20 protein-coding genes and 2 pseudogenes are annotated in these 24721 nt (G+C 69.1%); 12 read left to right on the top strand and 10 right to left on the bottom strand.

What is annotated here, in order from left to right; genetic code table 11:
• Positions 1-92: 92 nt before the first annotated feature.
• On the top strand, positions 93-434 hold the full coding sequence (locus ACIRD7_RS42510; protein WP_403461440.1) for an NUDIX domain-containing protein: 342 nt from the start codon (positions 93-95) through the stop codon (positions 432-434).
• Between the two features lie 274 nt (positions 435-708).
• Here ACIRD7_RS42510 and ACIRD7_RS42505 read toward each other — a convergent pair.
• The 3 genes and pseudogenes from ACIRD7_RS42505 to ACIRD7_RS42495 all read right to left on the bottom strand — a co-directional run bounded on the left by ACIRD7_RS42505 (position 709) and on the right by ACIRD7_RS42495 (position 2874).
• A pseudogene (locus ACIRD7_RS42505) lies at positions 709-1559 on the bottom strand (transposase family protein).
• Positions 1560-1639: 80 nt separating this feature from the next.
• Positions 1640-2521 carry a hypothetical protein gene (locus ACIRD7_RS42500; RefSeq protein WP_403461439.1) on the bottom strand — a complete coding sequence of 294 codons (882 nt, stop codon included), beginning with the start codon at positions 2519-2521 and terminating at the stop codon, positions 1640-1642.
• On the bottom strand, positions 2518-2874 hold the full coding sequence (locus ACIRD7_RS42495) for a hypothetical protein (RefSeq protein WP_403461438.1): 357 nt from the start codon (positions 2872-2874) through the stop codon (positions 2518-2520). Before ACIRD7_RS42495 ends, ACIRD7_RS42500 begins: the two co-directional genes overlap by 4 nt.
• Positions 2875-2944: 70 nt before the next feature.
• On the opposite strand from ACIRD7_RS42495, the gene ACIRD7_RS42490 reads away from it, so the two are divergent.
• Complete coding sequence (locus ACIRD7_RS42490) at positions 2945-6475, top strand: CHAT domain-containing protein (RefSeq protein WP_403461437.1); 3531 nt, start codon at positions 2945-2947, stop codon at positions 6473-6475.
• Positions 6476-6501: 26 nt separating this feature from the next.
• Here ACIRD7_RS42490 and ACIRD7_RS42485 read toward each other — a convergent pair whose 3' ends face one another.
• Together ACIRD7_RS42485 and ACIRD7_RS42480 are read right to left on the bottom strand one after the other, a co-directional pair.
• Complete coding sequence (locus ACIRD7_RS42485) at positions 6502-6885, bottom strand: MazG-like family protein (protein ID WP_403461436.1); 384 nt, start codon at positions 6883-6885, stop codon at positions 6502-6504.
• A 52-nt stretch (positions 6886-6937) separates the two neighbouring features.
• Positions 6938-7174 (bottom strand): annotated as a pseudogene (locus tag ACIRD7_RS42480) (ABC transporter ATP-binding protein); the annotation flags it as partial.
• A gap of 12 nt (positions 7175-7186) precedes the next feature.
• Between ACIRD7_RS42480 and ACIRD7_RS42475 the strand changes: the two are divergent.
• Positions 7187-7402, top strand: coding sequence for a hypothetical protein (locus ACIRD7_RS42475; RefSeq protein ID WP_403461435.1), 216 nt, complete (start codon positions 7187-7189; stop codon positions 7400-7402).
• Positions 7399-7698, top strand: a complete 300-nt coding sequence (locus ACIRD7_RS42470) for a hypothetical protein (RefSeq protein ID WP_403461434.1) — start codon at positions 7399-7401, stop codon at positions 7696-7698. Before ACIRD7_RS42475 ends, ACIRD7_RS42470 begins: the two co-directional genes overlap by 4 nt.
• 18 nt (positions 7699-7716) lie before the next feature.
• Here the strand turns inward: ACIRD7_RS42470 and ACIRD7_RS42465 are convergent, their stop codons facing one another.
• A complete protein-coding gene (locus tag ACIRD7_RS42465) occupies positions 7717-8559 on the bottom strand; it encodes a GntR family transcriptional regulator (RefSeq protein ID WP_403461433.1) in 843 nt (280 codons plus the stop codon).
• A gap of 278 nt (positions 8560-8837) precedes the next feature.
• Between ACIRD7_RS42465 and ACIRD7_RS42460 the strand changes: the two genes are divergently transcribed.
• The 7 genes from ACIRD7_RS42460 to ACIRD7_RS42430 all read left to right on the top strand — a co-directional run bounded on the left by ACIRD7_RS42460 (position 8838) and on the right by ACIRD7_RS42430 (position 18396).
• Positions 8838-10094, top strand: coding sequence for an extracellular solute-binding protein (locus ACIRD7_RS42460; protein ID WP_403461432.1), 1257 nt, complete (start codon positions 8838-8840; stop codon positions 10092-10094).
• 84 nt (positions 10095-10178) lie between these two features.
• Positions 10179-11165 (top strand): carbohydrate ABC transporter permease, encoded by a 987-nt coding sequence (locus tag ACIRD7_RS42455; protein WP_403461431.1) that lies wholly within the window; start codon positions 10179-10181, stop codon positions 11163-11165.
• Entirely contained in the window at positions 11162-12025 is an 864-nt protein-coding gene (locus ACIRD7_RS42450) for a carbohydrate ABC transporter permease (RefSeq protein WP_403461430.1), read from the top strand. Before ACIRD7_RS42455 ends, ACIRD7_RS42450 begins: the two co-directional genes overlap by 4 nt.
• Before the next feature lie 93 nt (positions 12026-12118).
• The gene (locus ACIRD7_RS42445) at positions 12119-13651 is read left to right on the top strand and encodes a beta-N-acetylhexosaminidase (RefSeq protein WP_403461429.1); all 1533 of its coding nucleotides are present in this window, start codon (positions 12119-12121) and stop codon (positions 13649-13651) included.
• A 47-nt stretch (positions 13652-13698) separates the two neighbouring features.
• Positions 13699-15132 (top strand): cellulose binding domain-containing protein, encoded by a 1434-nt coding sequence (locus ACIRD7_RS42440; protein WP_403461428.1) that lies wholly within the window; start codon positions 13699-13701, stop codon positions 15130-15132.
• A gap of 665 nt (positions 15133-15797) precedes the next feature.
• Positions 15798-16547: a hypothetical protein gene (locus tag ACIRD7_RS42435; protein WP_403461427.1), complete on the top strand. Its 750-nt coding sequence runs from the start codon at positions 15798-15800 to the stop codon at positions 16545-16547.
• Positions 16548-16620: 73 nt separating this feature from the next.
• Positions 16621-18396 carry a PQQ-binding-like beta-propeller repeat protein gene (locus tag ACIRD7_RS42430; RefSeq protein WP_403461426.1) on the top strand — a complete coding sequence of 592 codons (1776 nt, stop codon included), beginning with the start codon at positions 16621-16623 and terminating at the stop codon, positions 18394-18396.
• 617 nt (positions 18397-19013) lie between these two features.
• On the opposite strand, the gene ACIRD7_RS42425 is transcribed toward ACIRD7_RS42430, so the two are convergent.
• The 3 genes from ACIRD7_RS42425 to ACIRD7_RS42415 are packed head-to-tail and all read right to left on the bottom strand — an operon-like array spanning position 19014 to position 22018.
• Positions 19014-19586 (bottom strand): hypothetical protein, encoded by a 573-nt coding sequence (locus ACIRD7_RS42425; protein WP_403461425.1) that lies wholly within the window; start codon positions 19584-19586, stop codon positions 19014-19016.
• On the bottom strand, positions 19586-19804 hold the full coding sequence (locus ACIRD7_RS42420) for a hypothetical protein (protein ID WP_403461423.1): 219 nt from the start codon (positions 19802-19804) through the stop codon (positions 19586-19588). Before ACIRD7_RS42420 ends, ACIRD7_RS42425 begins: the two co-directional genes overlap by 1 nt.
• Before the next feature lie 30 nt (positions 19805-19834).
• The gene (locus ACIRD7_RS42415; RefSeq protein WP_403461421.1) at positions 19835-22018 is read right to left on the bottom strand and encodes a DnaB-like helicase C-terminal domain-containing protein; all 2184 of its coding nucleotides are present in this window, start codon (positions 22016-22018) and stop codon (positions 19835-19837) included.
• Positions 22019-23216: 1198 nt separating this feature from the next.
• On the opposite strand from ACIRD7_RS42415, the gene ACIRD7_RS42410 reads away from it, so the two are divergent.
• Complete coding sequence (locus ACIRD7_RS42410) at positions 23217-23741, top strand: hypothetical protein (protein WP_403461420.1); 525 nt, start codon at positions 23217-23219, stop codon at positions 23739-23741.
• A 38-nt stretch (positions 23742-23779) separates the two neighbouring features.
• Here ACIRD7_RS42410 and ACIRD7_RS42405 read toward each other — a convergent pair.
• A partial coding sequence (locus ACIRD7_RS42405; protein WP_403461419.1) for an IS630 family transposase occupies positions 23780-24721 on the bottom strand: 942 nt, incomplete at its 5' end.

Genomic DNA, 24721 nt, shown 5'->3' with positions numbered 1-24721 from the left:
AGCGAGTAACTCCCACTCCTGATCGGTGAGTTCATGGCGACGTATCACTTCACCATGATCCACCATCCGATGATCTTTGAAGACGGACCCTAGTGACGCGTAGTCACGGCAGAGATCGCTTCTACTTCCCAGGCGGTCATCGTGAGCCGGGTGAGTCCGATGACGAGACCCTGGTGCGGGAGATCGACGAGGAACTTCAGGCGGCGATCGACCCAGGTTCGATGGTGCACTTCGGCACTTTTGAGATCGGCGAGGGACATCCGGATCACGGCCCCTTCCGGATGATCTGTTACACCGCCGATCACCTCGGTGAGCTGACCCCGTCGAGGGAGATCGCCGAGAAGGCGTGGTTCCGTTACACCGATCGGGACCGAGTCTCGGCCGTCGACGAGATGGCCTTCGACGCGCTTCACAAGGCCGGGCGGCTTCCTTGATTCCGTGACCGCGGCTTTTACGATCGCTGACGGTCCTCTTCTACGTCACGGCCGCACCACAACCGCACCAGATTGGGCAGAAAACAGCGGGGAATTACGGAGAAGGAGCACCGGACCGAAGGCGCCGTCACACAGCCGTTCACACAGGTCAATGCACCAAGTGGCCACGACTGCCTGCAGGTTCCCAAGCTGAGAGCGCGAGTTCATTCTCGTCACCTGCTTCATAGCTAAGGCCCGGGCCCTTTCGCTGTCGGCCGTGATCCGTGAACCTCTTTCATCCTGAATAGTCGCAGGTCAAGAGTGTGTGGATGGCTTGGACGGCGGTGACGATACGCCGAGTGGAGCATCGGGCTCGTCGTAAGACTCGCCAGGACTTCAGCTGCGCGAAGGCGCGTTCGCCGGAAGCCCGCAGCCGGGCGTGGTCAGGGTTGAACGTCTGGTACTGCTCGGGCTGTTCGTGGTGGTGGTGATAGGGGGTGCGGACAGTGGCGCCGGCACCCTGGTAGGCCCAGTCCGCGAGGACAAGGATCTGTCGGGTCAGGCACGCTTGGATGATGCCGTGGGCACGGGCCGCGGTGAGGTCATGGGTACGTCCCGGTGTCGCGCGTGAGAACCACAGTGGTGTGCCGTCCGGGGCCGCGATGACCTGTACGTTCATGCCGTGCTTGCCGCGCTTGCCGCGCGTGCTGTGCTTGCGGTGCTTGTGGTGCTTGCGGTGCTTCTGTGAGTAGTAGGGCTCATCCGCCTTGATGCGGTCGGTCGGGATGAGCGTCCCGTCGACGATGACGAAGTCCCCCTCGCCCAGCCCGACCAGGGCCTCGTGCAGGCCCGGTGCCCAGGCGGCCAGGACCTCAAGCGTCTCGTCGACGTAGCGCCAGGCTGTCGCCTCCGACACCCCGGACCCGGCGCCGACCTGTGCGAACGTCTCGTTCTTCCGCAGGTGGGCCAGCGTCAGCAGGGCCTGCTTGAAGCAGCTCAACTTCCGCCATGGTGAGCGAAGTTCACGCCTTCGGGTGTAGACGAGCCAGGAGGATGCTCGACCAGCTCGTACGGGACGTCGAGCATGGAAGGATACGGAACACAACGAAGCCCCCCGGCCGTCGGCGTGTTGAGTGAGATCACCACACCAACGACGAGGGGCTTCGCCACGTCACCACCACGCTGACCAGCCTGTTTCACCCCTCAGACCCCAGGATGAAAGAGTTTCATCGACGGCGAGTGCGTTTCTGGAACGCCTCGGTCATCTGGGTGCCGATCTCCGGGGTCAGCCGGCCCGGCGGCTCGAAGCCGAGTTGGTGGGCGACGTCGCGGCCGTGCATGTCGATCGAGGCCTCCACGAGGTCCGCGTACACACCTACCGAGCGGCGGATCCGGCGGGGCGACAGCGACAGCAGCCAGAGTGCCGGCGCGAGCGCGGGCCACCAATAGGCGCCGACGACCAGATAGGCCAGGCCCCAGACCGGGGTGCGGGCGGCTGAAGCGCATCGCTCCTGGACGGCCGTCACCTCCGCTCGTGCCGCGTCCGGCAGTACCAGCCACAGCCTGGGCCAGGTGGTGGTCAGGTCGAGGCCGGTGCCGTGGCGGACGCGGTCGGCGACGGCGCGCAGCTGGTCGCCGGCCCAGGTCGGGCAGTCCGGCTCGGTTTCGGAGATCGCGTCGCGGCGCAGCACGGCCCGACGCGCCGTGGCCTTGGTACGGCGGTCGTCCGGGTCGGCCAGCACCGCTCTGATCGCGGTGTCCGCCCGCGCCGCCGCCCGGTGCCAGCGGCGGCGGCGCAGCGCGGTGAACGGCCTGCCGAGGCCCGTGCCCGTCGCCCCCCAGGAGCCGATCACGACATCGCCCAGCGCCGTCACCGCGAGGCCCACCGCGGTGGTCGCGGCGAGAAAGGCCATCGCGGCCCACACCAGGACCGGCCCCGTGGACACCGCCGCCACCCGCGTCCGCAGCAGCGCGAGGTCGAGTGCGTGCGAGGGGCCGAGCACGACCGCGGCCGTCACGGCGGCCACGAACACCGCGGCGGGCAGCGCGAGTACGGCGGCCCAGCGACCTGCCAGATTCCTGCCGAGCTCCGTGAGGAACGCGTTCACAGTTCGAGCCTGATCTCGCGGAACGGCTGCCCGGTGAGAGGGCACGACGGCTGCTCGTCGGTCGCCTCCCGCGGGCAGGCGCCGGTCGGGCACTTCCATGCCGTGACGACCAGGGTCCGCGGTCCGGGCCACGGGGCGAAGTCGCGGTTGGGCCGTGTCAGGTTGTCGATGCCGTGCTCGGCGAAGGCGTTGTCGAGCAGGTCGAGGTCGGCCTCGGACACCTCGCCCAGCGAAGCCGCCGCGACGACCCTGGCGAGCACGTCCGCCACGCCGTACCGGGCGGCGCGTTCCGCCAGCGCCTCTCCCGCCTGTCTGCAGAGGGCTCCGACACGCGGGCCAGTCGCTGGTGCCATGCCGACTCCGAACCCCCTTCGCCACGGATCCCGGCCACGCTACCGTGGAGGGAACGGATCGGGGGACCGCGTGTACGACGATGTCCGGTTGGTGGTCGAGAACTTCGAGTCTTCCGCTGATGTCGGCGCGCTGCTCTCCGCCGCCCTCCCACCGCCCGCGCACTGCCCGCCGCACCTGCTGCCCCACCTCGCCCAGGCCCACTGGCTCCGCTACCGCGCGCAGAGCGGGTTCGACGGCTTGCTCGACCGGGAGTTCTGGGCGTCCCTCGCCGGCGCGGATACCGATCCCGCGGTCTCCGCCGTCACCGCCACCGAGGAGTACCGGGAGCTGACGGAGGTACGGGCGGATTTCGTCGAACTCCAGGACCCCGAGTCGCTCATCGACTTCGTGAACGCCTATACCGCGCTGCTGGATGTGGTGGACGACGAGCGGATGGAGGCCGCGCTCACCGTCGACCAGTGCGCCTTGCTGCTCATGCTCGATGAGTACGACGGCACGAGCGCCTACGCCGAGAAGGTCGTCAACGCGCTGGGCTGGGTGCTGGACCGCACACCCCACGGCGACCCGCAGCGAGCCCGTCGGCTGGTCGATCGGGCCCGCGCACAGGTGAACGCGGGCAGGCGGCGCGGACAGGTGCTCGCCGACTACCGGGGCGCCGCCCAGCTGGCACTGCGCGAACGCCCGGTGTGGCGCGATGTCGTGATCGAGCTCGCGCAGTACGAGTCCGACCTCTATGCGAACGGCGCCGCGCCGATCTATCTGGCCGGCGCCTTCGTCACCTGCCGCGATCTCGCGGACGCGCTGGAGCGGGACTTCGGCAACACGATGACCCTGTCCGCGCTCGCCCAGCTCGAGCACGAGGTGCGCGAGCAGATCGGGCCGGACGTGGCGCGGTTCCTGCGGACCTGCCATCGCGACCCCCGCGCTCTGCAGGCACAGCGCGACAAGGTGGCGGCCCTGCTACGGCGGAACATCGTGCGCGGTGTACTGGTGGAACGGCGGGACCAGACGTGGTTGCTCGCCCTCGGGCTGCCGCTCGACCACGTGGACAGGCCGGCCGTGCTGCTGGACCTGTATCACCGGCATGCCGACCTCTGGGAGCTCGGTGGGGACACCGCGGCGATCGGGCTCGCCTACGACACGGTCCTGGAAGCGATGCTCACCACACCGCCCGACGACGTACGCAGAGCGGAGCTGTTGAAGGCGCTCGCCCATGCCGCGGCGACCGTCTCCGTGCAGACCGGCTCCCCCGAGGACGCGACGGTCGCGGTCGCCGCGGCACGCGCTCTGCTGGAGATGCCGACCCGCGACGACGAGCGGAGGGCACTGTGGCTCTCCACCCTGGCGTCCGCGCTGGTCGAGCAGTTCGAACGCGGCGCCAACCCGGCGGCCGGCCGGGAGGCCGTCAGCGTGGCCGAGGAGGCCGTCGCGCTGACCGCGCCCGACGACGAGAACCTCCCGCTGCGCTGGTCGACCCTGTCCATGGCGGCGCGGGCGGTGGCCGAGGCAGGGGACCATGGCCTGTTCACGCAGGCCGTCGAGGCGGGCGCCCAGGCGGTGGCCGCCATTCCCGCGGACGACCTGCGCCGGATCGGGATGCTCTACAACTACGCCACCGCCGTGCAGACCCAGGCGGTCGCCACCGGAGTGACGGACGCCGAGCCGTTCCGCGAGGCCGAACGCGCCTACCGCGCCGCGCTCGCGCTGCTGGCTCCCGACCACCCCGACAACCCGCGGATCGAGAGCACGATCGCCGACCTGCTCTACCACCGCTACCAGCAATGCGGCGACCTCGACGCACTGGACGACTCGCTCGACCTCGCAATGAAAGCCGTTCGTGAGACGCCGCGGGACCATCACTGGTGGCCGCTGCGGGCGTTCGCTCTCGCGCGCTCGGCCCGTGCGCTGGCGTCGTTCGGCGGACCGCGCGCCGACAAACTGCGCGAACAGGCGATCACCCACTACCGGGCGGTCGCCACGCACCCGGCCGCCACCGCCCAGTACCGGATGACGTGCGAGCGGGGACAGGCCGAGATGCTCGCAGAGGCGGATCCCGCGACGGTGCTTCAGGCGCTGGAACGCGTGATCGCCGCCATTCCCGCGACGGTCAGCCGGGCGCTGCCGCGCATCCAGCGGCTGCGGGCCGTACGGCAGTTGGACGGGCTCGCCGACAAGGTGGTGGACGCCGGGCTGCGGTCGGGCGATCCGGACCAGGCGCTGGAGCTGCTCGAACAGTGCCGGGCCGTGCTGTTCGGCGACGCGTGGGGAGTACGCCGCGGCTGGGCACAGCTGGTGGACATCCGGCCGGAGCTCGCCGAGAAACTCAGCCAGGTGGAGAAGGAACTCGCCGACGCCGACTCCTACTCCGATCTGACCTTCACGATCGAGGTGGAGTTCCGCGGCCGGACCTCCACCAAGGACTGGGATCCGCGACCAAAGGCAGTGGAACGGATCAGGCGGCTCGCGGCCCGGCGGGACAGTCTGGTCGAGACCGCGCGGGCGGTTCCGAGGCTCGAGAACCTGCTGATGCCGCCGGATTCCGAGGTGTTGCGCGAGCGCCTGACCGGACACACCGCGGTGATCGTCAGCGCGGCGGGCGCGGCCCTCGTCGTTCCCGGCGACTACCTGCGGCCCGTCGAGGCCGTGCCGCTGCGGCGGTTGACCGAGTCCACGGCCCGTGCCCAGGTCCGGAAACTCCGGGCAGCCATCGCCGACGTGAAGGACCCCGCGTGCTCGTTCGACCGGCGCGAGCAGGCCCAGCTGGACGTGCACGCGGTGCTGGAGTGGCTGTGGGACACCACTGCCGGGCCGGTGCTGGAGCGGGTCGAGGACGCTCGGCTGTGGTGGTGCCCGATCGGTGTCGTGGCAGGGCTGCCGCTGCACGCGGCGGGCAGGCACCGCGAGCGCACCGGGCGGACCGTGTTCGACCGCGTCGTCTCCTCATACACGCCGTCGCTCACCGCGCTCGCCGACACCGTCCACATGCCCACGCCGCGCCACGCCCGCCCCACCGCACTCGCCGTGGGCGTGGGCGGGAGGGAAGGCGTGCCGATGCTGACGGGCGCCCGCGAGGAGGCCGAGGCGGTGGCCGCGCTGTTACCCGGCTCCACCGTGCTCCTCGATGCCGCCGCCTCCGCGGACGCCATCGAGGAGGGCCTGAAGAGCCATGCGGTCGCCCACTTCGCCTGCCACGGCCGTGCGGTCAGCTCCGTCGAGCACCCCGATCTCGGCGGGCTGATGCTCAGCGACGGAATGTTCGTGCCGTCCTTCGTGCGGGACCTGCGCACCACACAGGCGCAGCTCGCGTTCCTGTCCGCGTGCGACACCGCCAGTCCCGACCCGGAGCTGTTGGACGAGCCGCTGAGCCTGGCGTCGGCGTTCCACCTCGCGGGCTTCCGCGGCGTCATCGGCACGCAATGGCACACCGCGGACAGCACCGAGACTGCCGTGGCGGTGTACGAGGCGCTCACCGCGCACGGCACCCGGCCCGCCGACACCGCTCAGGCGGCCGCCACGCTCACAGCGACGCTGCGCCGCGTGCGGGACGCTCATCTGGCGGTGCCGACGCGGTGGGCCGCGCACGTGCACGTCGGCGACTGAACCCGGGGATCGGCGGCTGGGTGTGCTCAACCCGGCTGTCCCGTCGCCGTTGAGGCGGGGCGGCCGTTCGCGGCGCCGGCGTCGGCCGGCTCGGCCTGTGCCGTCAGCTCCCTGGAGGCGATGCGGTCCATGTGGCGTGCGAACAGGGCCTGGGCGTCGGGGTCCAGACGGGCCAGGGCGACCATGCCGGTGACGATGACGTCGCAGATCTCGTCCTTGACGTCGTCCCAGGTGTGCGAGTGCCCCTTGCGGGGGTTCTGCCCCATGACGCCGATCACCGCCTCGGCGACCTCACCCGCCTCCTCCTGGATCTTGAGGAGCTGGAGCAGGACGCGTTGCTCGCGGGGAAGGGTCGAGTGGTTCTCCAGCAGGTCGGCCAGGTGGGCGATGATCTTCCAGGTGTCGGTCATGCGTGGCTCACTTCTGTGCGTGCGGCGGGGAATCGACTCTGGGCCGGCGCGGTCATCGGTCCTGGGCCAGGGCGACGAGTTCGGCGAACAGGCCACCGGAGCAGACCAGTTCCGCGTACCGGCCGTGCTCGATGACCTGCCCCTTGTCCATGACGAAGATGCGGTCGCCGAGGCGGGTGTTCTCCAACCGGTGCGTGACCACGATCGTGATGCGGTCACGGCCGCCCTGTTTGACCTTCTCGAAGATCTGATGCTCGCCGTCCGACGACTGTGAGAGGGGGGTGGGGAGCGCTCAGTCGTCGTGGGGTCTGGTGAACTCCTCGATCGACCTCACCGCGCACCGGACGGGCACCCTGCCCAGGCTGGCGCGATCCGGGACTCGCTCCCCCAGGAGCCGCTCTCCGCCGCAGCGGCCGCGGACCGGATCGCCCGGGCCCTGGGCACGCCGAACGTGCCTGACGAACCGCCGGTCGTGAGTGCCTTCGCGGTGCGCTGGCTCATCGCCTGCGGGCTGTGACCGACCTGACGGCGAACCCGGAGGCCGTGCTGATCAACCCCGACCAGGTGGCTGCGGTCTGCAGCATCGAGCGCCTGGCGCAGCGGGTCGCCGACATCGACGTTCACCACCTGCCGGCCGACGGCGATCATGTAGTCCTGCACTTGCGGCGACTGCTCCCCGATGGTGGACCGGAAATCGCGGTCGTCGATATCCGGCGGATCAAGGACGGGCTCGTCGCCGAATGCTGGGAGATCGTCGAACCGGTGGTCCGGGCCGCCGCCGATCTGGTGTGGTGGGAGCCCGCGGGGCGCTGAAGGGCCGCGCCCCTGCCGTCACCGGTCGGCGTGGATATCGCCCTGAGCCGTGAGGACGACGGCTTCTCGCTGCGGAAAGGCGCCAGGCGGGATGCCCGGGATGGATTCCGTCGGGGTCGTTTGCTCGTCGCCGGTCGCCAGGCCCAAGGTCAGGCGGGTGACGATGCGGTAGCGGTCGCCGCGGTAGATGGAGTGGACGTACTCCACGGCCTGGCCGTTGGTGTCGGTGGTGAGGCGTTCGAAGAGGAGCGCCGGTGACAGGTGCGGTACGTCGAGGATCTGCGCCTCGGCCTGGCTGACCACGGTCGGCTCGATCGTCTGCACCGCTTCGCTGACCTGGACGCCGTGGCGGTCGTGGAGATGCTCGTACAGGTCGCCCGCCTCCAGTTCCTGCGCGGTGAGCGCAGGCACGAGGCTCGCGGGGATGTGCAGGTGCTCTATGGCCATGGGGAAGCCGTCGACGAGCCGTAGCCGCGCCACGTAGACGATGTCTGCGGCGGGTGACAGGTGAAGTTTGCGTCCGACCCGGGCGCCCGCGGCGATCGTGGTGAACTCCAGCAGGCGGCTCGTCCAGGCGCCGGACGCCCGGGGAACGACCATGGCCTGGTGGTCGGACACGAGCTCCTGTGTGATCTTCTCGGGTGCCACGAACATACCTCGGCCGTGCTCACGCACGAGGAGGCCCGCGGCGACCAGTTCGTCCACGGCTGCCCGCAGGGTCGGCCTGGAGACGTGCAGTGCGGCACACAGGGACCGCTCGGAGGGGATGGCGTCGCCGGGGTTGATCGCTTCCATGAGTTCGAGGATGTGGTCCCGGACGCGTTCTCGCTTGAGAACCGTCCCCGTCTCGCCAGCGTTCATGCTGCTGCTCCCGCCCCGCCGTCCGTGACTTCATCTGACCAGCTCTCGCGGTTTCTTACCACTCGTCGATTACTGGTCAGGTGGAGTGTAGCCATCAACCGTGCGCCACTGCACGGCCCAGCGTGAATCGTTCAACCAAAAGCCGCTTCAGCAGGGAGGGTTGACGCTTCGATTGGTCTATGCCACCTTCATCGACCAACAAGAGGTCACCTGACCAGTCATCAAACTGGTCAGGTGACGTGGCGCTTTCCTCTCAGGGGTGAACTGTGAAGCTCCGCATGCTTGCTGGTGTTTCCGCGCTGGTTCTGGCCGGCGGCCTCAGTGGCTGCGGCGCTGATGCGGGATCGTCGGGAGACAGCGCCGACGACCGGACGACGATCGATGTCTGGCTCATGCGCGACAGCGTCTCGGCGCAGTTCCAGAAGGAGTTCGTCGCGGGCTTCGAGGCGGCTCACCCGGACATCGACGTGAAGGTGCAGATCCAGGAGTGGGACGGGATCGGCGAGAAGGTGACCGCCGCGCTCGCTAGCAATGACGCTCCGGACGTCGTCGAGACGGGGAACACCCAGGTCGCCCAGTTCGCGCAGAGCGGCGGACTGCTCGACCTCAGCGACAAGGTCGACGGCCTCGGGGGCGACAACTGGCTCAAGGGGCTCGCAGAGCCGGGCGCGTACGAGGGCAAGCAGTACGGCATCCCGTACTACGCGGCCAACCGGGTCGTGATCTACCGGACCGACCTGTTCAAGAAGGCAGGCGTCGACGCTGCTGCCATCAAGACCCGCGAGCAGTGGATCGCCGCGACCGAGAAGCTGAACAAGGGCGGGACACAGGGCATCTACCTGCCGGGGCAGATGTGGTACGCGCTGGCCGGATTCATCTGGGACGAGGGCGGCGACCTCGCCACGCGGTCCGGCGACACCTGGAAGGGCGCGCTCGACAGCCCGGAGGCCGTACGCGGGATGAAGTTCTACGAGCAGCTCCAGGCCCTCGGCGAAGGCCCCAAGGACGCGGACGAGGCGCAGCCGCCCCAGGCCGAGGTGATGGCCAAGGGGCAGGTGGCGCAGATCATTTCGACCCCCGGCGGCGCCAACGTCGTCGTCGCGAGCAATCCCGACCTCAAGGGCAAGCTCGGCTTTTTCCCGATACCCGGCAAGACCGCCGAACGGCCCGGTTCGGTGTTCATCGGCGGTTCCGACCTCGTCATCCCGGCGGCGTCGGGCAAGCCGGACGCCGCCTTCACGTTCATCAAGGAACTCACCGGTGACGCCTGGCAGCGCAAGCTCTCCGCGGCCATGAGCTACGTACCGAACAAGACGACCCTGGCCGACGCCGTCGCCGCCGATCCGGGTGCCTCCGCGATGGCCGTGGGTGCCGCCGTAGGCCGGGCGACGCCCAACACCCCCGGCTGGGCCGCCGTCGAGGCGAAGAACCCCATCAAGGACTACATGACCGCCGTGCTCGCCGGCGCCGATGCCCAGGCCGAGGCCAAGAAGGCGTCCGCGTCGATCACCGCGGCCATGGCGTCAGGGTCCTGAGCCGTCATCGACGTCGCGTTCGGCGCGCACGTGCCGCACAGCACGAAGCGAACAGCGCGCCGTACATCGAGAGGAGAGGACATCGTGACGGTCGTCCGTGAAGCCGGCGCGCCATCCGCCTCGCGTCCCCGGCCGGCAGGCGGCTCAGCCCGGCCGGGCCGCGGGGGCGGACGCGGGGCCGTCGGGAGCGGAGTCTGGCCCTATCTGCTGATCGCCCCGGCGTTCCTGGGCATGCTGTATCTACTGGCGTACCCCCTGGTCCGCACGGTGTTGATATCGCTCCAGGACTTCCAGCTCCGTCAACTCATCCGGGGCGACGCCCGGTTCGTGGGCCTGCGGAACTACGAGATCCTGCTGACGGACGCCCAGTTCTGGCAGGTCGTGCGCCGCACGTTCCTCTTCATGGCCGTGAACGTCACCCTGATCATGTTTCTTGCCACCCTGGTCGCCCTGGTGATTGAGCGGCTGGGCCGGGTGGGCCGTATGACCGTACTCAGTGCGCTCGTGCTGACCTGGGCCATGCCGGTGATCGCCACCACGACGGTGTTCCAGTGGCTGTTCCACTCGGAGTTCGGCATCGTCAACTGGGCTTTGCAGCAGCTCGGGTTCACGTCCTTCGACCGCTATCCCTGGTTCGCCCACGGCACGGCCGCCTTCACGATCCTGGTCGTGCTGATCGTCTGGCAGTCGGTGCCGTTCGCGGCCATCACGCTGTACTCGGCGCTGGTCACCGTGCCGACGGAGCTGTACGAGTCGGCACGCATCGACGGCGCCTCGGCGCGGCGCATCTTTCGCGCCGTCACGTTCCCCATGATCCGGCCGATCTTCATGCTGGTGTTCTCGCTGGAGGTCATCTGGACCTTCAAGGCGTTCGTGCAGATCTGGGTGATGACCAACGGCGGTCCCGGCGACGCCACGACCATCCTGCCCGTCTACGCCGTGCAGACCGCTCTGTCGAGTCAGCGCTACGACCTCGGCTCGGCGGCCTCGATGGTCACCGTGCTGATGCTGGCCGGCGTCCTCGTCTTCTACTTCCGCCAGATGTTTCGCCAGGAGGGCGAGGCCGTATGAGCGTCCCGCGAGGCGTCACCAGCAGCACGGCACGCCTGCGGCTCCGCCGGATGCCGCTGCACATCGCCGCCGCAGTGATCGTCGTGGTCTGTCTCTTCCCCGTCTACTGGATGGTCGCGACCGCGTTCAAGCCCAACCGGGACATCCAGTCCGACAAGCCCCAACTGCTGCCCCGGACCTGGACGTTGGATCATTTCCGTGCCGCTGTCGAGGCCGACGGCTTCGGGCTGTTCTGGCGCAACAGCATCCTCGTGACGCTGGGCGCCGTCCTGCTCTCCCTCCTCGTCGCGCTGGGTGCGTCGTTCGCCGTGGCACGGATGCGCTGGCGCGGCAGACGGCAGTTCATGCTGATGGTCTTCATTGCTCAGATGGCGCCCTGGGAGGCTCTGATCATCCCGGTGTACATCATCTCCCGCGACACCGGCATGCTCGACCGGCTGCCCACCCTGACGCTGGTCTACTTCATGATGACGCTGCCGTTCACCATCGTGGTGCTGCGCGGGTTCATCGCCGCCATCCCGCCGGAGCTGGAGGAGGCGGCACAGGTCGACGGCTGTACGCGCCTGAGCGCCTTTCGGCACATCGCGTTCCCGCTGCTCGCCCCCGGGCTGATGGCCACCTCGCTGTTCGGCTACATCACCGCCTGGAACGAGTTCACCTACGCCAACTTCCTGATCATCAAGCACCAGGACAGCCGCACCCTGCCCGTGTGGCTGTCGTCCTTCCAGAACGTCTTCGGCACGGACTGGGGCGCCACCATGGCCGCCTCCACGCTCTTCGCCCTCCCCGCGCTGGTCGTGTTCCTGCTGCTCCAGCGCCATGTGACGACGGGCTTCGCCGCCGGCGCCGTCAAGGGCTGACACTCCCCCTCCCGTCCCGCAGACAGACCCCTCCTGCCCCGCACCCGACACCCGGAGACGTCCTGTCTCGCACCCGACCCCCCGGAGACAGCTGTGCCCGCACCCCCGCCGCTGACTTTCTCCCTGCTCCCCCGCCCCACCAAGGCCCACACCAGAGCGGGCAACTTCACCTTCGGCCCGGACACCTGTCTGCGCATCAGCAGCGGTGCCGAACCGGCCGCCCAGCTGCTGCGTACCCTGCTCGCCCCCGCCAGCGGCCTCCCGCTGCGCTCCGCCGAGGACGCGGCAGTGGTTCTGGCCCTCGATCCGGCCCTGATCGGGCTCGGCAGCGAGGGATACGGGCTGACGGTCGGACCGCACTCCGTATTGCTGCGCGCCGCACAGACCACAGGCCTGCTGCGCGGAGTGCAGACGATCCGCCAGCTTTTGCCCCCGCAGGCCCTGGCGGCGTCACCGCAGCCCGGCGTGCCCTGGGTGCTGCCCTGTGTGGAGATCACGGACGTCCCCCGGCACCGCTGGCGCGGAGCGATGCTCGACGTGGCCCGCCACTTCCAGCCGGTGTCGTACCTGCGCCGCTACGTCGATCTCCTCGCCCTGCACAAGATCAACATCTTCCATCTGCATCTGACCGACGACCAGGGCTGGCGCATGCCGGTCGCCGCCTTTCCCAAGCTCACCGAGATCGGCTCCCATCGCGCTCAGTCCATGATCCGCGCCGGAAGCGACGACCACGACGGCGTGCCGCACAGCGGCGCCTACACCCGCGCCGAGTTGGCCGACCTGGTCCGGTACGCGGCCGCGCGAGGCATCACCGTGATGCCCGAGATCGAGATGCCGGGCCACGTCCGCGCCGCCCTGGCCGCGTATCCGCATCTGGGCAACCGTCCCGACCGAGTCCTGGACGTGTGGACCAGGTGGGGCGTCAGCGACAACGTCCTCGGCGTGCACGACGAAGTCTTCGACTTCTGCGACACCGTGCTGGAAGAGGTCATGGACGTCTTCCCCTCCCCCTACATCCACATCGGCGGGGACGAGTGCCCCACCGTCGAGTGGGAGGACAGCCCGGAAGCCAGAGCCCGCGCCCGGGATGCGGGGCTGAGCGGTCCTGCGGCACTGCACGGCTGGTTCCTCGGCCGCGTCGGAGCGTTCCTGACCCGCAACGGACGGCGTCCGGTCGGCTGGGCCGAGACCGGCACCGAACTGCCCGCCGACTTCACCGTGATGGCCTGGCGCGACCCCGCACATGCGCTGGCCGCCGCCGAGCGCGGCCACGACGTCATCAACTCCCACCACCGCGCCACCTACTTCGACTACCCGCAGAACGCCGGCCCCCAGGACCATCCGGCGCAACCCGGAGCCGTCGTGGCGCTGCGCGGCGTGCACGCCCACGATCCCGTCCCCGAGGGGGCGTCCCCCGAAGCCGCCGCCCGAGTCCTGGGCACGCAGGCCCAGCTGTGGACCGAGTACGCCGCTACCCCCGACCGCCTCGAGTACCTCACCTACCCCCGTCTGTCCGCCCTGGCGGACCTCGCCTGGAGCGGCCCGACGCCGTGGACGGACTTCCGCTCCCGCCTGGACCGGCATCTCCCGCGCCTCGACGCCCTCGAGGTCCACCGCCACCCCTGATCCCCCGAGCACGACGAACCCCACATCCCGTGTTGGAAGGAATTGGCATGGAGTCCCGAACCACTCCGAGCAGGCTGCCCATCGCCGCGGCCGCCTCCGTGGCCATGGCCATGGGCACCATCGGCCTCACCGCCCTGACCGGCACCGCCAGCGCCGCGACCGACGACATGACCGTCCAGTACCGGACCAGCGCCACGGGCGTCACGGCGGACCAGGCCGAACCCTGGCTGAAGGTCCGCAACACCGGCTCCAGCACCCTGCCGCTCAGCTCCGTCAAGGTGCGCTACTACTTCAAGGCCGACTCGGCCGGCGCCGCCTACCGCTTCGCCTGCTCCTGGGCGGTCAAGGGCTGCGCCAACATCACCGGTACCTTCGGCACCCTGCCCAACCCCACAGCCACCGCGGACCGTTACCTGGACATCGGCTTCACCGCCGGGGCGGGCACCCTCGCTCCCGGCGCCGACACCGGGGACATGCAGCTGCGCTTTTACCGGGCGGACTGGCAGACGCTCAACCAGGGCGACGACTACTCCTTCGGCCCGTCCCAGACGTCGTACGCGGACTGGCCGAAGGTCACCGCCCAGGTGTCCGGCAGCACGGTATGGGGGACGGCACCCGAGGGCAACGACCCGACCGATCCGCCCACCGACCCGCCGACCGACCCTCCGGCAGACGGACAGAGCCTTTTCGACGACTTCAACTACACCAGCTCCAGCGACCCGAAGATCTCGGCGAACGGCTGGCACGTGCGAGCCAACTCCGGCGGGCCTGGCGTGCCCGGTGCCACGTGGTCCGCGGAGAACGTCACCTTCGCCAGCTCCGGCGGCAACTCTGTCATGAACCTGCGAACCTCGACCGCCGGCACGCCCGAGAGCACCAAGCACACCGAAGTCCTCACCAAGGCGACGAAGTTCAAGAACGGCACCTACGCCGCCCGGGTCAAGTTCGCCGACGCACCCCTGTCCGGGCCCGACGGCGACCACCTCGTCCAGACGTTCTTCACCATCAACGACCTCAAGGCGCCCATGGCCGACGACTACGCGGAGTACGACTTCGAGTACCTGCCCAACGGCGGGTGGGGCGAGCCGGCCAACATCCTGTACACGACGTCCTGGGAGACCTACAACCCCGATCCCTGGCAGGCCGTCAACCAGCACACCGAGTCCCGGCAGAGCTACGCCGGCTGGCACGACCTTGTGCTCACCATCGACAACAGCAGCATCAAGTACTACGTCGACGGCCAGCTCTTCGGCACCCATGACGCCGCCTACCTGCCCGAGCGCCCCATGTCGATCAACTTCAACCAGTGGCTGATCGACCTCGCGGGCCAGACCAGCACTACTGCGCGGTCATACGACGAACAGGTCGACTACGTGCTGCACGTCAAGGACCAGATCCTGAGCCCGGTCCAGGTCGCCGCGAAGGTCAGCGCCTACCGGACAGCAGGCACCACCTTCGAGGACAACGTCCCCAGCAGCTAACCCACGGCACGGGGCTCCGCCGGTTCGCGCCGGCGGGGCCCATCGTTGTGCGCTCCGGATACCGAGCCCGGGGCGCCGTCAGGACACGATGCGGGGTGGGCGAAGCTTGCACGCCCGCACGCGCAGACGAGACGATCAGGACGATCCGCACGCGTCGGCATCCGACACGACACCGAACCCAGGCCGCCGAACGGGCGACCGGGCTGATTTCGCGCGGCGGGGTGTGGTGCCATGTGCTGAAGGCGGCCGTGTTGTAGCCCTTGCCCTGGAGGAACTGGGGGCGGGTGTTCGGATGCGCGCGGTGGAAGCCGCCCAGCATGTCGGCCAAGGGGGCGGCCGAGAGCGTCGTCCGCGAAACGCACCAGTCCTGGCTCCGGCGCTGCCATCGCCGAGCGAGAGCCGTGCCGCGGCCTCGATGGGTGTGGGGTTGGTGAAGGAGCCGACGCGCGCCGACACCTCCTGTGATCCTGGTTGCGGGTGCTGCTGACGTGGGATCACAGAGGTACTCGCCGTTGGCTGGGGGGAAGTTGAGGAATCGGACCACGCTGCGCTTGCGTGTTCGCACCCGTACGTCGCCGCCGACACCGCCAGAGACTCCTGAGCCGTGGTGGAAGAGGCACGGAAGGCTGTTCTGGCTCGGTGTGTTCATCCCTCTGATCGGAGCTGTGCTGACCGCGCTCGCGCTCGACGTCCTCGGTCTGAGCGGCGAGTCCGCACCGAGCCCCTCCCCGACCGGGGCGGGTGCGGCCTCGGGAACGGCTTCGTCGGGTCCCTTCGAGGTGACCGCCTGGATGGAGAACGAGGCAGGCTGCACCGCGCTGCCACAGCGGCTCTCCTCGCCAAAGGACCGCGCGGAGCTCGTGTCCGGCGGCGATGTGGAGGCCGTTGTCCGGCGCCACAGCGGCGCCCGGGTCGGCGACCTCGTCGTCGGTTTCACACTTGAGGGAGGCGCGAGGTCGCTCACCATTACGTCGATCGATATCGAACCGGCCTCACCCCGAGCCGACCCCTCGTTCTCCGGGACCCTGTTGTGCGAGCCAGGCGCCGGGGGTGAGCCGAAGATCCAGATGTTCGCGGACCTGGACCGCCCGAATCCCGTCTTGGTGACGGGCATGGCTTCTGCCCGGCCGTACTTCCGGGAGAAGGTCATCACGCTCCAGCCGGGTGAGCAGGTGAACTTGTCCGCGACGTTTCGGGCCGAGAACGGCTCGCGCGCATTCAAGCTGCTCATCCGTTATGTACAGAACGGCAAGGAAGCGACGCTGCCCGTCCCCTCCCCTCGGGGCAGCCGGTACGCGGTTACCGGGTTCGCCACGCGGTACGGAGCCGTCTACGAGGGCTCACCCGGCGGCGTCTACCGCCGAGTTGAGGGCGCCCGGCCCTGCCGATGGTCACCAACTTCGCAGGGGTGCTGACCAATCTTGAGGAACGGGGAACGGCTTGATGCGCAAGCGTGCTCGTGACGTCTGGCAGGCCGGGTGCGGGCTGGTGCTTGCCGTCGTCCTCCTGGCGGCGCTGGCCGGCGACGGCGCCACTTCGGGGAGGCCGCTGGACCGCCCGAACGCGCTCGACGTGGCCTGGTCCTTCCAACTGCCCGGCAAGGCTCTGGACGTGGCGGACGTGGAGGCGGCGGTGAGCGACAGGCTGCTGGCGATACCGCGGGGCGAGATCATCAGCATCGTGGACACCCGCAACGGCCACACCCTTTCCACGCTGAGGAGTTCCGCAGACTACTTCTCGCCGGTCGGGTTCTCCGACGGCGTGGTTCTCGCCGTGGAACAGCAGAGTCGCGGACCGGCTTCCCTGACTGCGTACGATGCCGGCACCGGACGAAAGCTGTGGCACAAGCAGGCCAGCTCGAAGAGCTCTGACGGCGGCCTCGACTGGCAGGGGACCGCACCCTTCCTGCCGGGCCCGGGACCCGTCCTGGGAACGGCTGACGGCAGCCTCGTGGGCCTTGCTCCGCGGACGGGTACTGTCCGCTGGAGCAAGCGGATGGATATGCCGCGATGGTGCGAGAAGTACAAGTACGACGAGTTCGGCTTGCCCAACCGTCCCTACGAGGCGCTAGCGACGCCGACGCATATCCTCTTCCTCAGCAGCTGCCCGGAGCGGGCCGCGGAACTCCAGGCGATGAACCCCGAGGACGGGACCATCGCCTGGAGGAAGCCGGTGGGGCGCTGGCGGAAGTCCGTTCACCTCAGCGCTACTCACCACTCGATCGGAGTGATCGTCGACAACGAACTCCGACTCTTCACCGAGTCCGGCGAAGAAGTCCTCCGTCGCAAGGGAGAGCGGAAGGGAAACCGGCAGTTCGAAGTGTGGCCCGTAGGAGAGGAACAAGGGGTCACGTATCTGTCAGAGCAGTACCGCGGCACGGCCGAAGCCTCCCCTGCGAAGCCCGTCGAGATACTGCACGCCGTACGGACAGACACCGGAAATCCTCTGTGGCAGCGCACCCAGGAACTTGATTTCGGGCACGACCTGACCAGCGAGGCGATCGTCGGTCGAGTGGAAGCCGACGGCGCGTACGGCGGGGACGCGCGCTGGACCGTCGGAGACGCTCGTCTTCAGGGGCCGGGCGCGAGCAGCCTGACGGACTTCGCGGGCCGCCGGAGCGCCCGCGTTCCCTGGCCGGTAGTCGGGACGTTCGTAGGCATGAGCGGGGACCTGCTCATCGTCCGCAGCGAGGACCGGGACGGCACCCGATACACAGCCCTGCGGCCCCGCCACCGCGCGAGGGACGCAGAGCGACCCGCCGCGCTGGGCGGGGTGAGGCCGGAGGACTGGCCTGACGCCTGCGGACTGCTCGGCGGCGACTTTCTGGCGGAGTTCGGCCGGAACTACGTCAAGCTGCCCGTGAAGAAGAGCCGGACCGTGCTGGGCACCCGAATGCCGTACCCGAGCGCGTGCCGCTTCGTCGAGGAATCCGGAAGCGAGGAAACCATCTTCACCGTCACCGTGCGATGGGTGGCGCCCGATCCGCAGGCCGCACGGACCTACGCGACGAGCGGCGTTCCCTGGGGCTGCCACCCCGCGCTGAAAGGGTGCGTCACAGCCAAGGCCACTGAGCCACGGCGCGGTGTCCACCTGTACACACACCGAACGGGCGTGGAAGCAATCCCGGTCGCCCAGGCGACAGTGGCGTCGGGCCGCTATGTCTTCGGGGTCAGCGCTGTGAAGGCCAAGGCGCGTCAGGAACGGCTTGTGCGACGCGTGGCGATGCATCTGTCCGGGCACGCCGACCCCAACCACACGCCGTGATGGCTGCGCAACCAGTCACGCCGCCTGGCCAACTCCTCTCTCGCCCCCGGATCCGAGGAGGCGAGCGATCACCACGCTTGAATAGGCGGTCGCCCGCCAGCCGCAATAAAGGTGGCACGTGGCCGGCCCATACGTCGACCCCGGGCTGGAGGCCCTCGGCGTCCTCGTCAGCTGCGGACGTACGGCCCCGTGTCCTGTGATGACCACGAACTGGTGCTCGTGTGAAGCAGCACATCGCGAGCCCCGTCTGGATGAGCGAGCGCGGAAAGTCGCTCGGGGGCCAGCGGAGCCGTCCGCCGACGACGAATCGGTAGACGGCTCCCGGGCAGCCGTCTCAAGTCACTCGTCCCGGTAGAGGAACCTCAGGATCTTGAGGCACGGTCTGATGATGGCCACAGCGACGCCAGCGCCCACTGCCGTTGCCTCGTACGCCGAGAACTGGCCGTGCTGTTGCTGGCGACGCCGGTCAACCAGCCGGCGGCCAGGCAGGACAAGGTGACGAGGATCGCTCGGGGAGGGGGCTGTTTCGCCAGGGCGGCCTGTGTTGGGTCATTTCGGATTTCGGCGCCGCCCAAGAGCCTGGTGCACCATCGGGCACGCACCGTGAGCTCCGCGTCTCACCTGAGTTCGACGGAGTAGCTGCCTCCGTCGAAGGTCCATCCGTCGGTGCCTTCGCCGATGTCCTGCACGATGACGTCGTCGATGAAGTGGTCCTCGAAGTCGTCGTCGGTGAGCTCGCCAGCCATCCACAGTGCCTCGATCTCGCTCCACTCGCCCGATCGGCCGTCGATGCGCAGGGGGGCTGCGGCGCGTGTCCCGCGCTGGCGCCGGTCACGGCCCGTGGTGACCCAGCCGCTGATCTCGAAGCCGCCGTCCTTGAACCGATCGGGGATCGGGTCGGCCGGGACGATCGCGACGTTCTCGTAGGCGGTGTGGATGAGGTCGCGGTAGCTGCGGCGGATGTTGTACTCGGGGTCGGACAACCAGTTGAGCAGTGTCTTGACGGTCACGTCGAGGCCGGCCTCTTCGAGGGCCTGATAGCCGCGGTGGGTTGCGGTGAGCTGGCTGAGCTGGGCGTGCCAGTGCCTGGCGTGGTACGACGACAGCCGGTGGCGGGGGGTGACCTGGGTGCGCAGGAGGTCGTTGAGGGCAGCGCCCAGGGATCCTCCGTGGCCGGTCGGCCCGGCCATCAGTCCTCACCCTCGGGAATGAACTCGCCGGGCCGGATGAACTTGGCCTTGACCTCGCCGAAGCCGGTTCCGATCCGGTACCTGTCGGGCGCCGTGCGGTCAGGGGTCCAGAAGACGGCGGCGTCGACGTTGCGCAAGGCAATAAGCGTATGGCCCTCCTGGACAGCCTTGAAGGCCGTGGTCCAGTGGCGGACGGAGGCCTCGGCGACCATGCTCATGCGCCAGTCCGGGCGCCAGAACGGGGACTTCTACTCCTCGCGCTTGGGCCACAGCAGGCGCAGCGCGATGGACAGCCGGGTCTTGTACGCCTTGTACGGCTCCCCGCCGGCCTCAACGAGCTCGAGGCGGGCCTGGCGGGCGGCGGCGTAGAAGGGCTTGAACAGGGACTCGTTGGCCTTGCCGGTCCAGGAGTCGTGGATGGCCGGCATCGAGGCGAGGTGGCCGTCGCGGACGAGCCTCTCCAACTGCTTGATGTGCGGGGTGGTGACCCACACACGGCCATGGGTGTCGGGCCGGTCGATGATCCGGCCCAGCGGGTGCGGCATGTCGGTGCGAGTCCACTGCGGGATGTCGATCAGGTAGATCCCGGCGCCGGCCTTGTCGAACACGTCGAGGGGCCCGGTGTGCAGCAGCTTGTTCGGTGCCAGGGGTACGGCCGAACACGCGGACGGGTAGCTGCCGTTGCGGTCGATCAGGCACAGCACACCCGCCCCGAACCTGTCGGGGACATCGAGCTTGTCCCGGCGGACCCGCATGCCGTTGTCCCGGATGTACGGCACCCGTGTGCTGGTGACGCCGGGGTGGACCCAGCGCGGTTCGCCGTCCATGTGCTCACTGATCAGTGGCCACGGACCGCTCTCCCGGTCCTCGATACGGATGACCTTGATCGGGTGCATCTTCGAGCGGCCGACCGCGTCCTTGAGGAGCTTCAGCGCGGGGAAGGGCGCACTGTCCGGCTCGTCCTCCTCGTCCCCCGGCTGCAGTTCCTGCTCTCGTTCCGTGCCGTCCTCGTCGTCGGCTGCCGGTGCGCTGTCCGCAGCGGGTTGGCCGGCAACAGACTGCCCGGGGGTACCGGCGGACACGTAGGCGTTGAGCGCGGCGGCGAGGCCGCGTCCCTCGGCGGTCTTCGGCAGCGACGGCGGGGCCGTGGCCACCTGGGCCAGGGACGGCCTGAGCTCGTCGAGAGCGTTCTGGTCGCCGCCTGCCAGCGCGGTGCGCAGCGCGGCCAGTACATGCGTGACGGCGGCCGGTAGCCCTTGGTGGGCGCCGGATGTGTAGGGAAGCGCGGCTTGGGCCAGCTCCCGCTCCGCAGCGGTGCCGATGCTTGGCGCGGGCCCGCCCGTGGCTGCTACGGGCGCGGTTCCGGCGTCGAGGAAGCGGGCGTGCAGCAGATCGGGACGCAGGTACGCCGAGCCGATGGTGCCGAAGTCGCGTTCCGCAACGGTCACCTGAATTTTCGCAGGGTCCTCGGTCGGTGCGAGTGTGACCAGGACGTCGGCGTCCAGGAGGCCCACGAGGGAGGGATCGGCGCTGTCCACGATGGCGAGCACCGGCACGTTCAGGGTCCGGGCGAGGGAGGCCAGGACCTGGGAGGCGCCCGGGAGACGGTCACCCGACAGAGGCAGGCGGGCGCTGTGCGCGGCCTGGAGCCGGTCCACGACGACCAGGGCCAGGTTCTCGACGTAGGGTGCGGTCTCTGCGATCGCCTCGGCGGTCAGATCGCTGCCGTCATCGATCAGCAGCGGTGCCTGGACCAACTCCCGGGCGACCTGCTGCTCCTGCTCGGTGAGACGGCCCTGCTTCAGCCGCGGATAATCACCCCCGGTCTCCGCGGAGATGATCCGGCGCATGATGTCAGCCTGGTTCGGCCCGGACGCCGCGTAGAGGACCTTGCGGTTGTCGACGAGCGCGGCCTGCCGCGCCGCGGCCAGCCCCAGCAGGCTTCCACCGACGTTCGGGGCGGCCGCCACAAGGGTGAGCCGGCCGGACTGCAGACCGCCCGCCGCCGCATCCAGGCCAGACAACCCGAACGCGGGACCGCCGACCGGGCCAGAGTTGAGGGCGGCACCGATCGCGTCGCCCAACGTGGCGAGCCTGCGCGGGGCGCTCTCGCGTTGCCGAGGGCGTTGGCTGTTCACCGCACCTCCTGCGGACGCCGCATCTGCGGCCTGATCGGCCGAGCGGGAAGCAGAGTTGGCGTCGACGGGCAGCAGGACCGCGACCGGCGTACGGCTGCGCCGCAGCACCTGCGGCTCCCCGTTCGCGGCCCGCGAGATCAGATCACCGAAGTCCTTCTGCGCCGCACTGAGCACATGGGAAGGGAAAGCCTCGGGCTGCCGGGCCGCCGGGAACCGGTCCAGCGGCGCCAGCAGGGCACGATCCTCCCGCTTGTGAATCAGGGTCGTGACCCCGTCCTCCTCAGCAGCCTTCACCAGAGCGAAAAGATCCTTACGGGCATCAGTCGCGCTCATCGCGGCCTCGGGCGACCGCTCCTGCCCCTGACTCACTCACCCTCCAAGCACACTCAACTATCCTTCATCATAGCAGCATTCACTTAGTTACTTGGTCTTAGTAATACATTTTCGCCGACGTGTTCACTCATCCTTGGATGCCTTCGGTATGAGTTGACCGGCCAGAGGGCACACGCCGCCGTCCGGGCCAGAGCCGGATGGCAAGTGGAGGGCCAGGGCCCCGGTCTGCGCTGACCGCGTCACCAGAACCGGCACCGCTCAGCTGCCCGCTACAGGCCCTGTTTCTGCACGCGCCTCCCTGTACGCGAAGTAGCCGACAGCGGAGTAGCCCTGCCCATCTTCCCGGCGAACCCACCCGCGAGATCCTGCGCCGCATTCGAGGACTCGGTGAACCGACGGACCATCCTCGAGGAATCCGCCCAAGCAGGCCGGCCGTCAGAAGCCCCTTGGCGTTCATCTCCCGCACGGAGCCCTCGATGAGGTCGAGGTCGTTCCTCACCTCCACAGCGGCCCGGGTGAGGTACTTGTAGATGCGGTAGGCCTCCACCGGGTACTGGAGGCCCTGGCGGTGCAGGCCGTTGACCAGGTCGACCGGGGATCGCGCCGCGCTCTCCGCGCCCGGCTCCAGGTCGTCTCCTTCGGCGTCATGCCGGCAGGCACGCCGTACGTGGCGAGATGGTCAACGCCCAGCAGGTCGGCGCCCCGGCTTCGGGCGGTGCGCTCTGGAAGGCCGGCGAAGCCGGAGACGAGCGCCATGCGGGGAGCTGGCACCAGGAACGAGGCGCGGTGGTCCGCGGCCGGCTTCAATCCACGGGCTGGCGCGCGGGTATGCCCCGCGTCAGGTCCGTGCCCTGCCTGCCGCGTGCGGAGCCCCGGTCGTCCCGCGGCTGTATCCGCTCCCGGCGCTCTCAGCGCCCGCCGGCCGCGTGCTGGACGTACATCACGGTGAACTCGGGCAACGCCCGCACGTACCAACCGAGAACAAGCCATTCCGCCCGTTGCGTGATCAAATTGGCTGATTCCGTCATCATCTTTTCATCGGGTGGCCCTACGTTCAGTCGCGCTCAGCATCATCACACTGACCACACCACTAGTGCTGTGACCACATAGGTTCGCCGTGTTGGTGTCTGTGGGCCCCGCACTCGGTTGGATGTCGGGCATGAACGCTTCCGCAACAGCAACGAGCGTATTGCTGGTGATAGTTGGTGCCGCCGTCGGTCTCATCCCCGCATACCTGATGGAGAGGAGAAAGGAGCGGCACGCCCTGGCAGTGCGCTGGGATGCGCCGCTCTACGACCTGTGCACGGAGTGTGCCGCCTCGGCGCGGCAGTTCGTTCATCTGGCCCGCCGCCTTGACCGAGTCGCGGACCCGGTCGAGCAGCGAAACAAGATCGACAGTGAACACGCCCGGCTCCGCTCCGTGGTCCAGCAGCTGCGCATCCTGGGAACGGCGGAGCTCCAGCAGGCGGCCAGGGAGATCGAGCACCACGCCTGGTGGGTGCGCGCCGTGCATGAGGGCCGTCCGGACGAACTCATCGACCACTACGGTGGCCGTGCGGTGGAGGACCGGCTGAGAGATGCGATGCGCAGGTTATTCGCGGCCGCGCGTCGCCAGCTCGGAGTCAAGGACCCCGACACCGTGGTCTCGGACGATCCGATCGACCCCAGACGCCCGGCTCCCTGACTGCGTCGTGGGGGCGGGCGGCTAGTTTCGCGGGTCGTTCAGGCTGCGGCTTTGAGGGGACGCCCGCCCCAGCGGATGCGTTTCTCGCTGCGGATGCGGGCGCGTTCCTTGCGTTCGGCGGCCAGGACGTCGCGATGGCGGGCGTTGGCGTTGCGCCAGCGCAGGTACGCGTGCAGGGCCCGGGTCTGCACCGTGTGGTTGGGATAGTTCGAGTTGGCGATGGTGAACTGCCGCAGCGGTCCGAAGTGGGCCTCGATCGGGTTCGCCCATGGGGCGTAGGTCGGCGTGAAACACAGCTCGACCTTGTGCTTCTTCGCCCAGCGGCGGATGCCGGCGCCCTTGTGGGCAGACAGGTTGTCCAGGATCACGTAGATCGGGGCGCCGCCGGGGCGGGCGGCAGGGATCGACTTCAGCGCGGCCAGCGTGTTCCTGGCGCCCTTCCTGCGGCGGTTCACGCCCCACAGGGTGTCGTCGCCGACCGAGTAGCAGCCGTGGAAGTACCGCACTCCATGGGTGCGGTGGTAGGTGGCCGGCAGCCGGTCGGGGTGCCCTTGTTCGGCCCAGCCCGAGCCCGCGGTGGGCCGGATCCCGAGCGGGCCGAACTCGTCGAAGGCGAAGACCCGGTCCGGGAAGTGGTGAAGGACCTCCTCGATCCGGTCCAGCTTCGCCTCCCGTTCGGGGTCGGGGGATTCCTTCCATGTCTTGGTGCGCTGGAAGGTGACACCGCGGCGGGCGAGCAGGCACCGTAACGCCTTGCGGCCGATGCGGATCACCCGGCCGTGCACTTGGCGCAGGTAGGCGACCAGCTTGCGCAGCGACCAGCGGGTGAACGGCTGGCCGAGCCTGAAGGGTCGGGTGGTGGCCGTCGCGATGACGAAGTCCTCTTCGTCATCGCTGAGTTGGCGGGGACGGCCTCCCGCCCACTGAGACATCTCACGATGCCAAGTCGTCAAGCTGCTGCGGCCAGTTCGGAGGGGAAG

It is taken from the genome of Streptomyces sp. NPDC093568 (assembly GCF_044764945.1).
In the GTDB taxonomy this organism is placed as follows: Bacteria; Actinomycetota; Actinomycetes; order Streptomycetales; family Streptomycetaceae; genus Streptomyces.
This window is presented reverse-complemented; position numbering and strand designations above follow the sequence as displayed.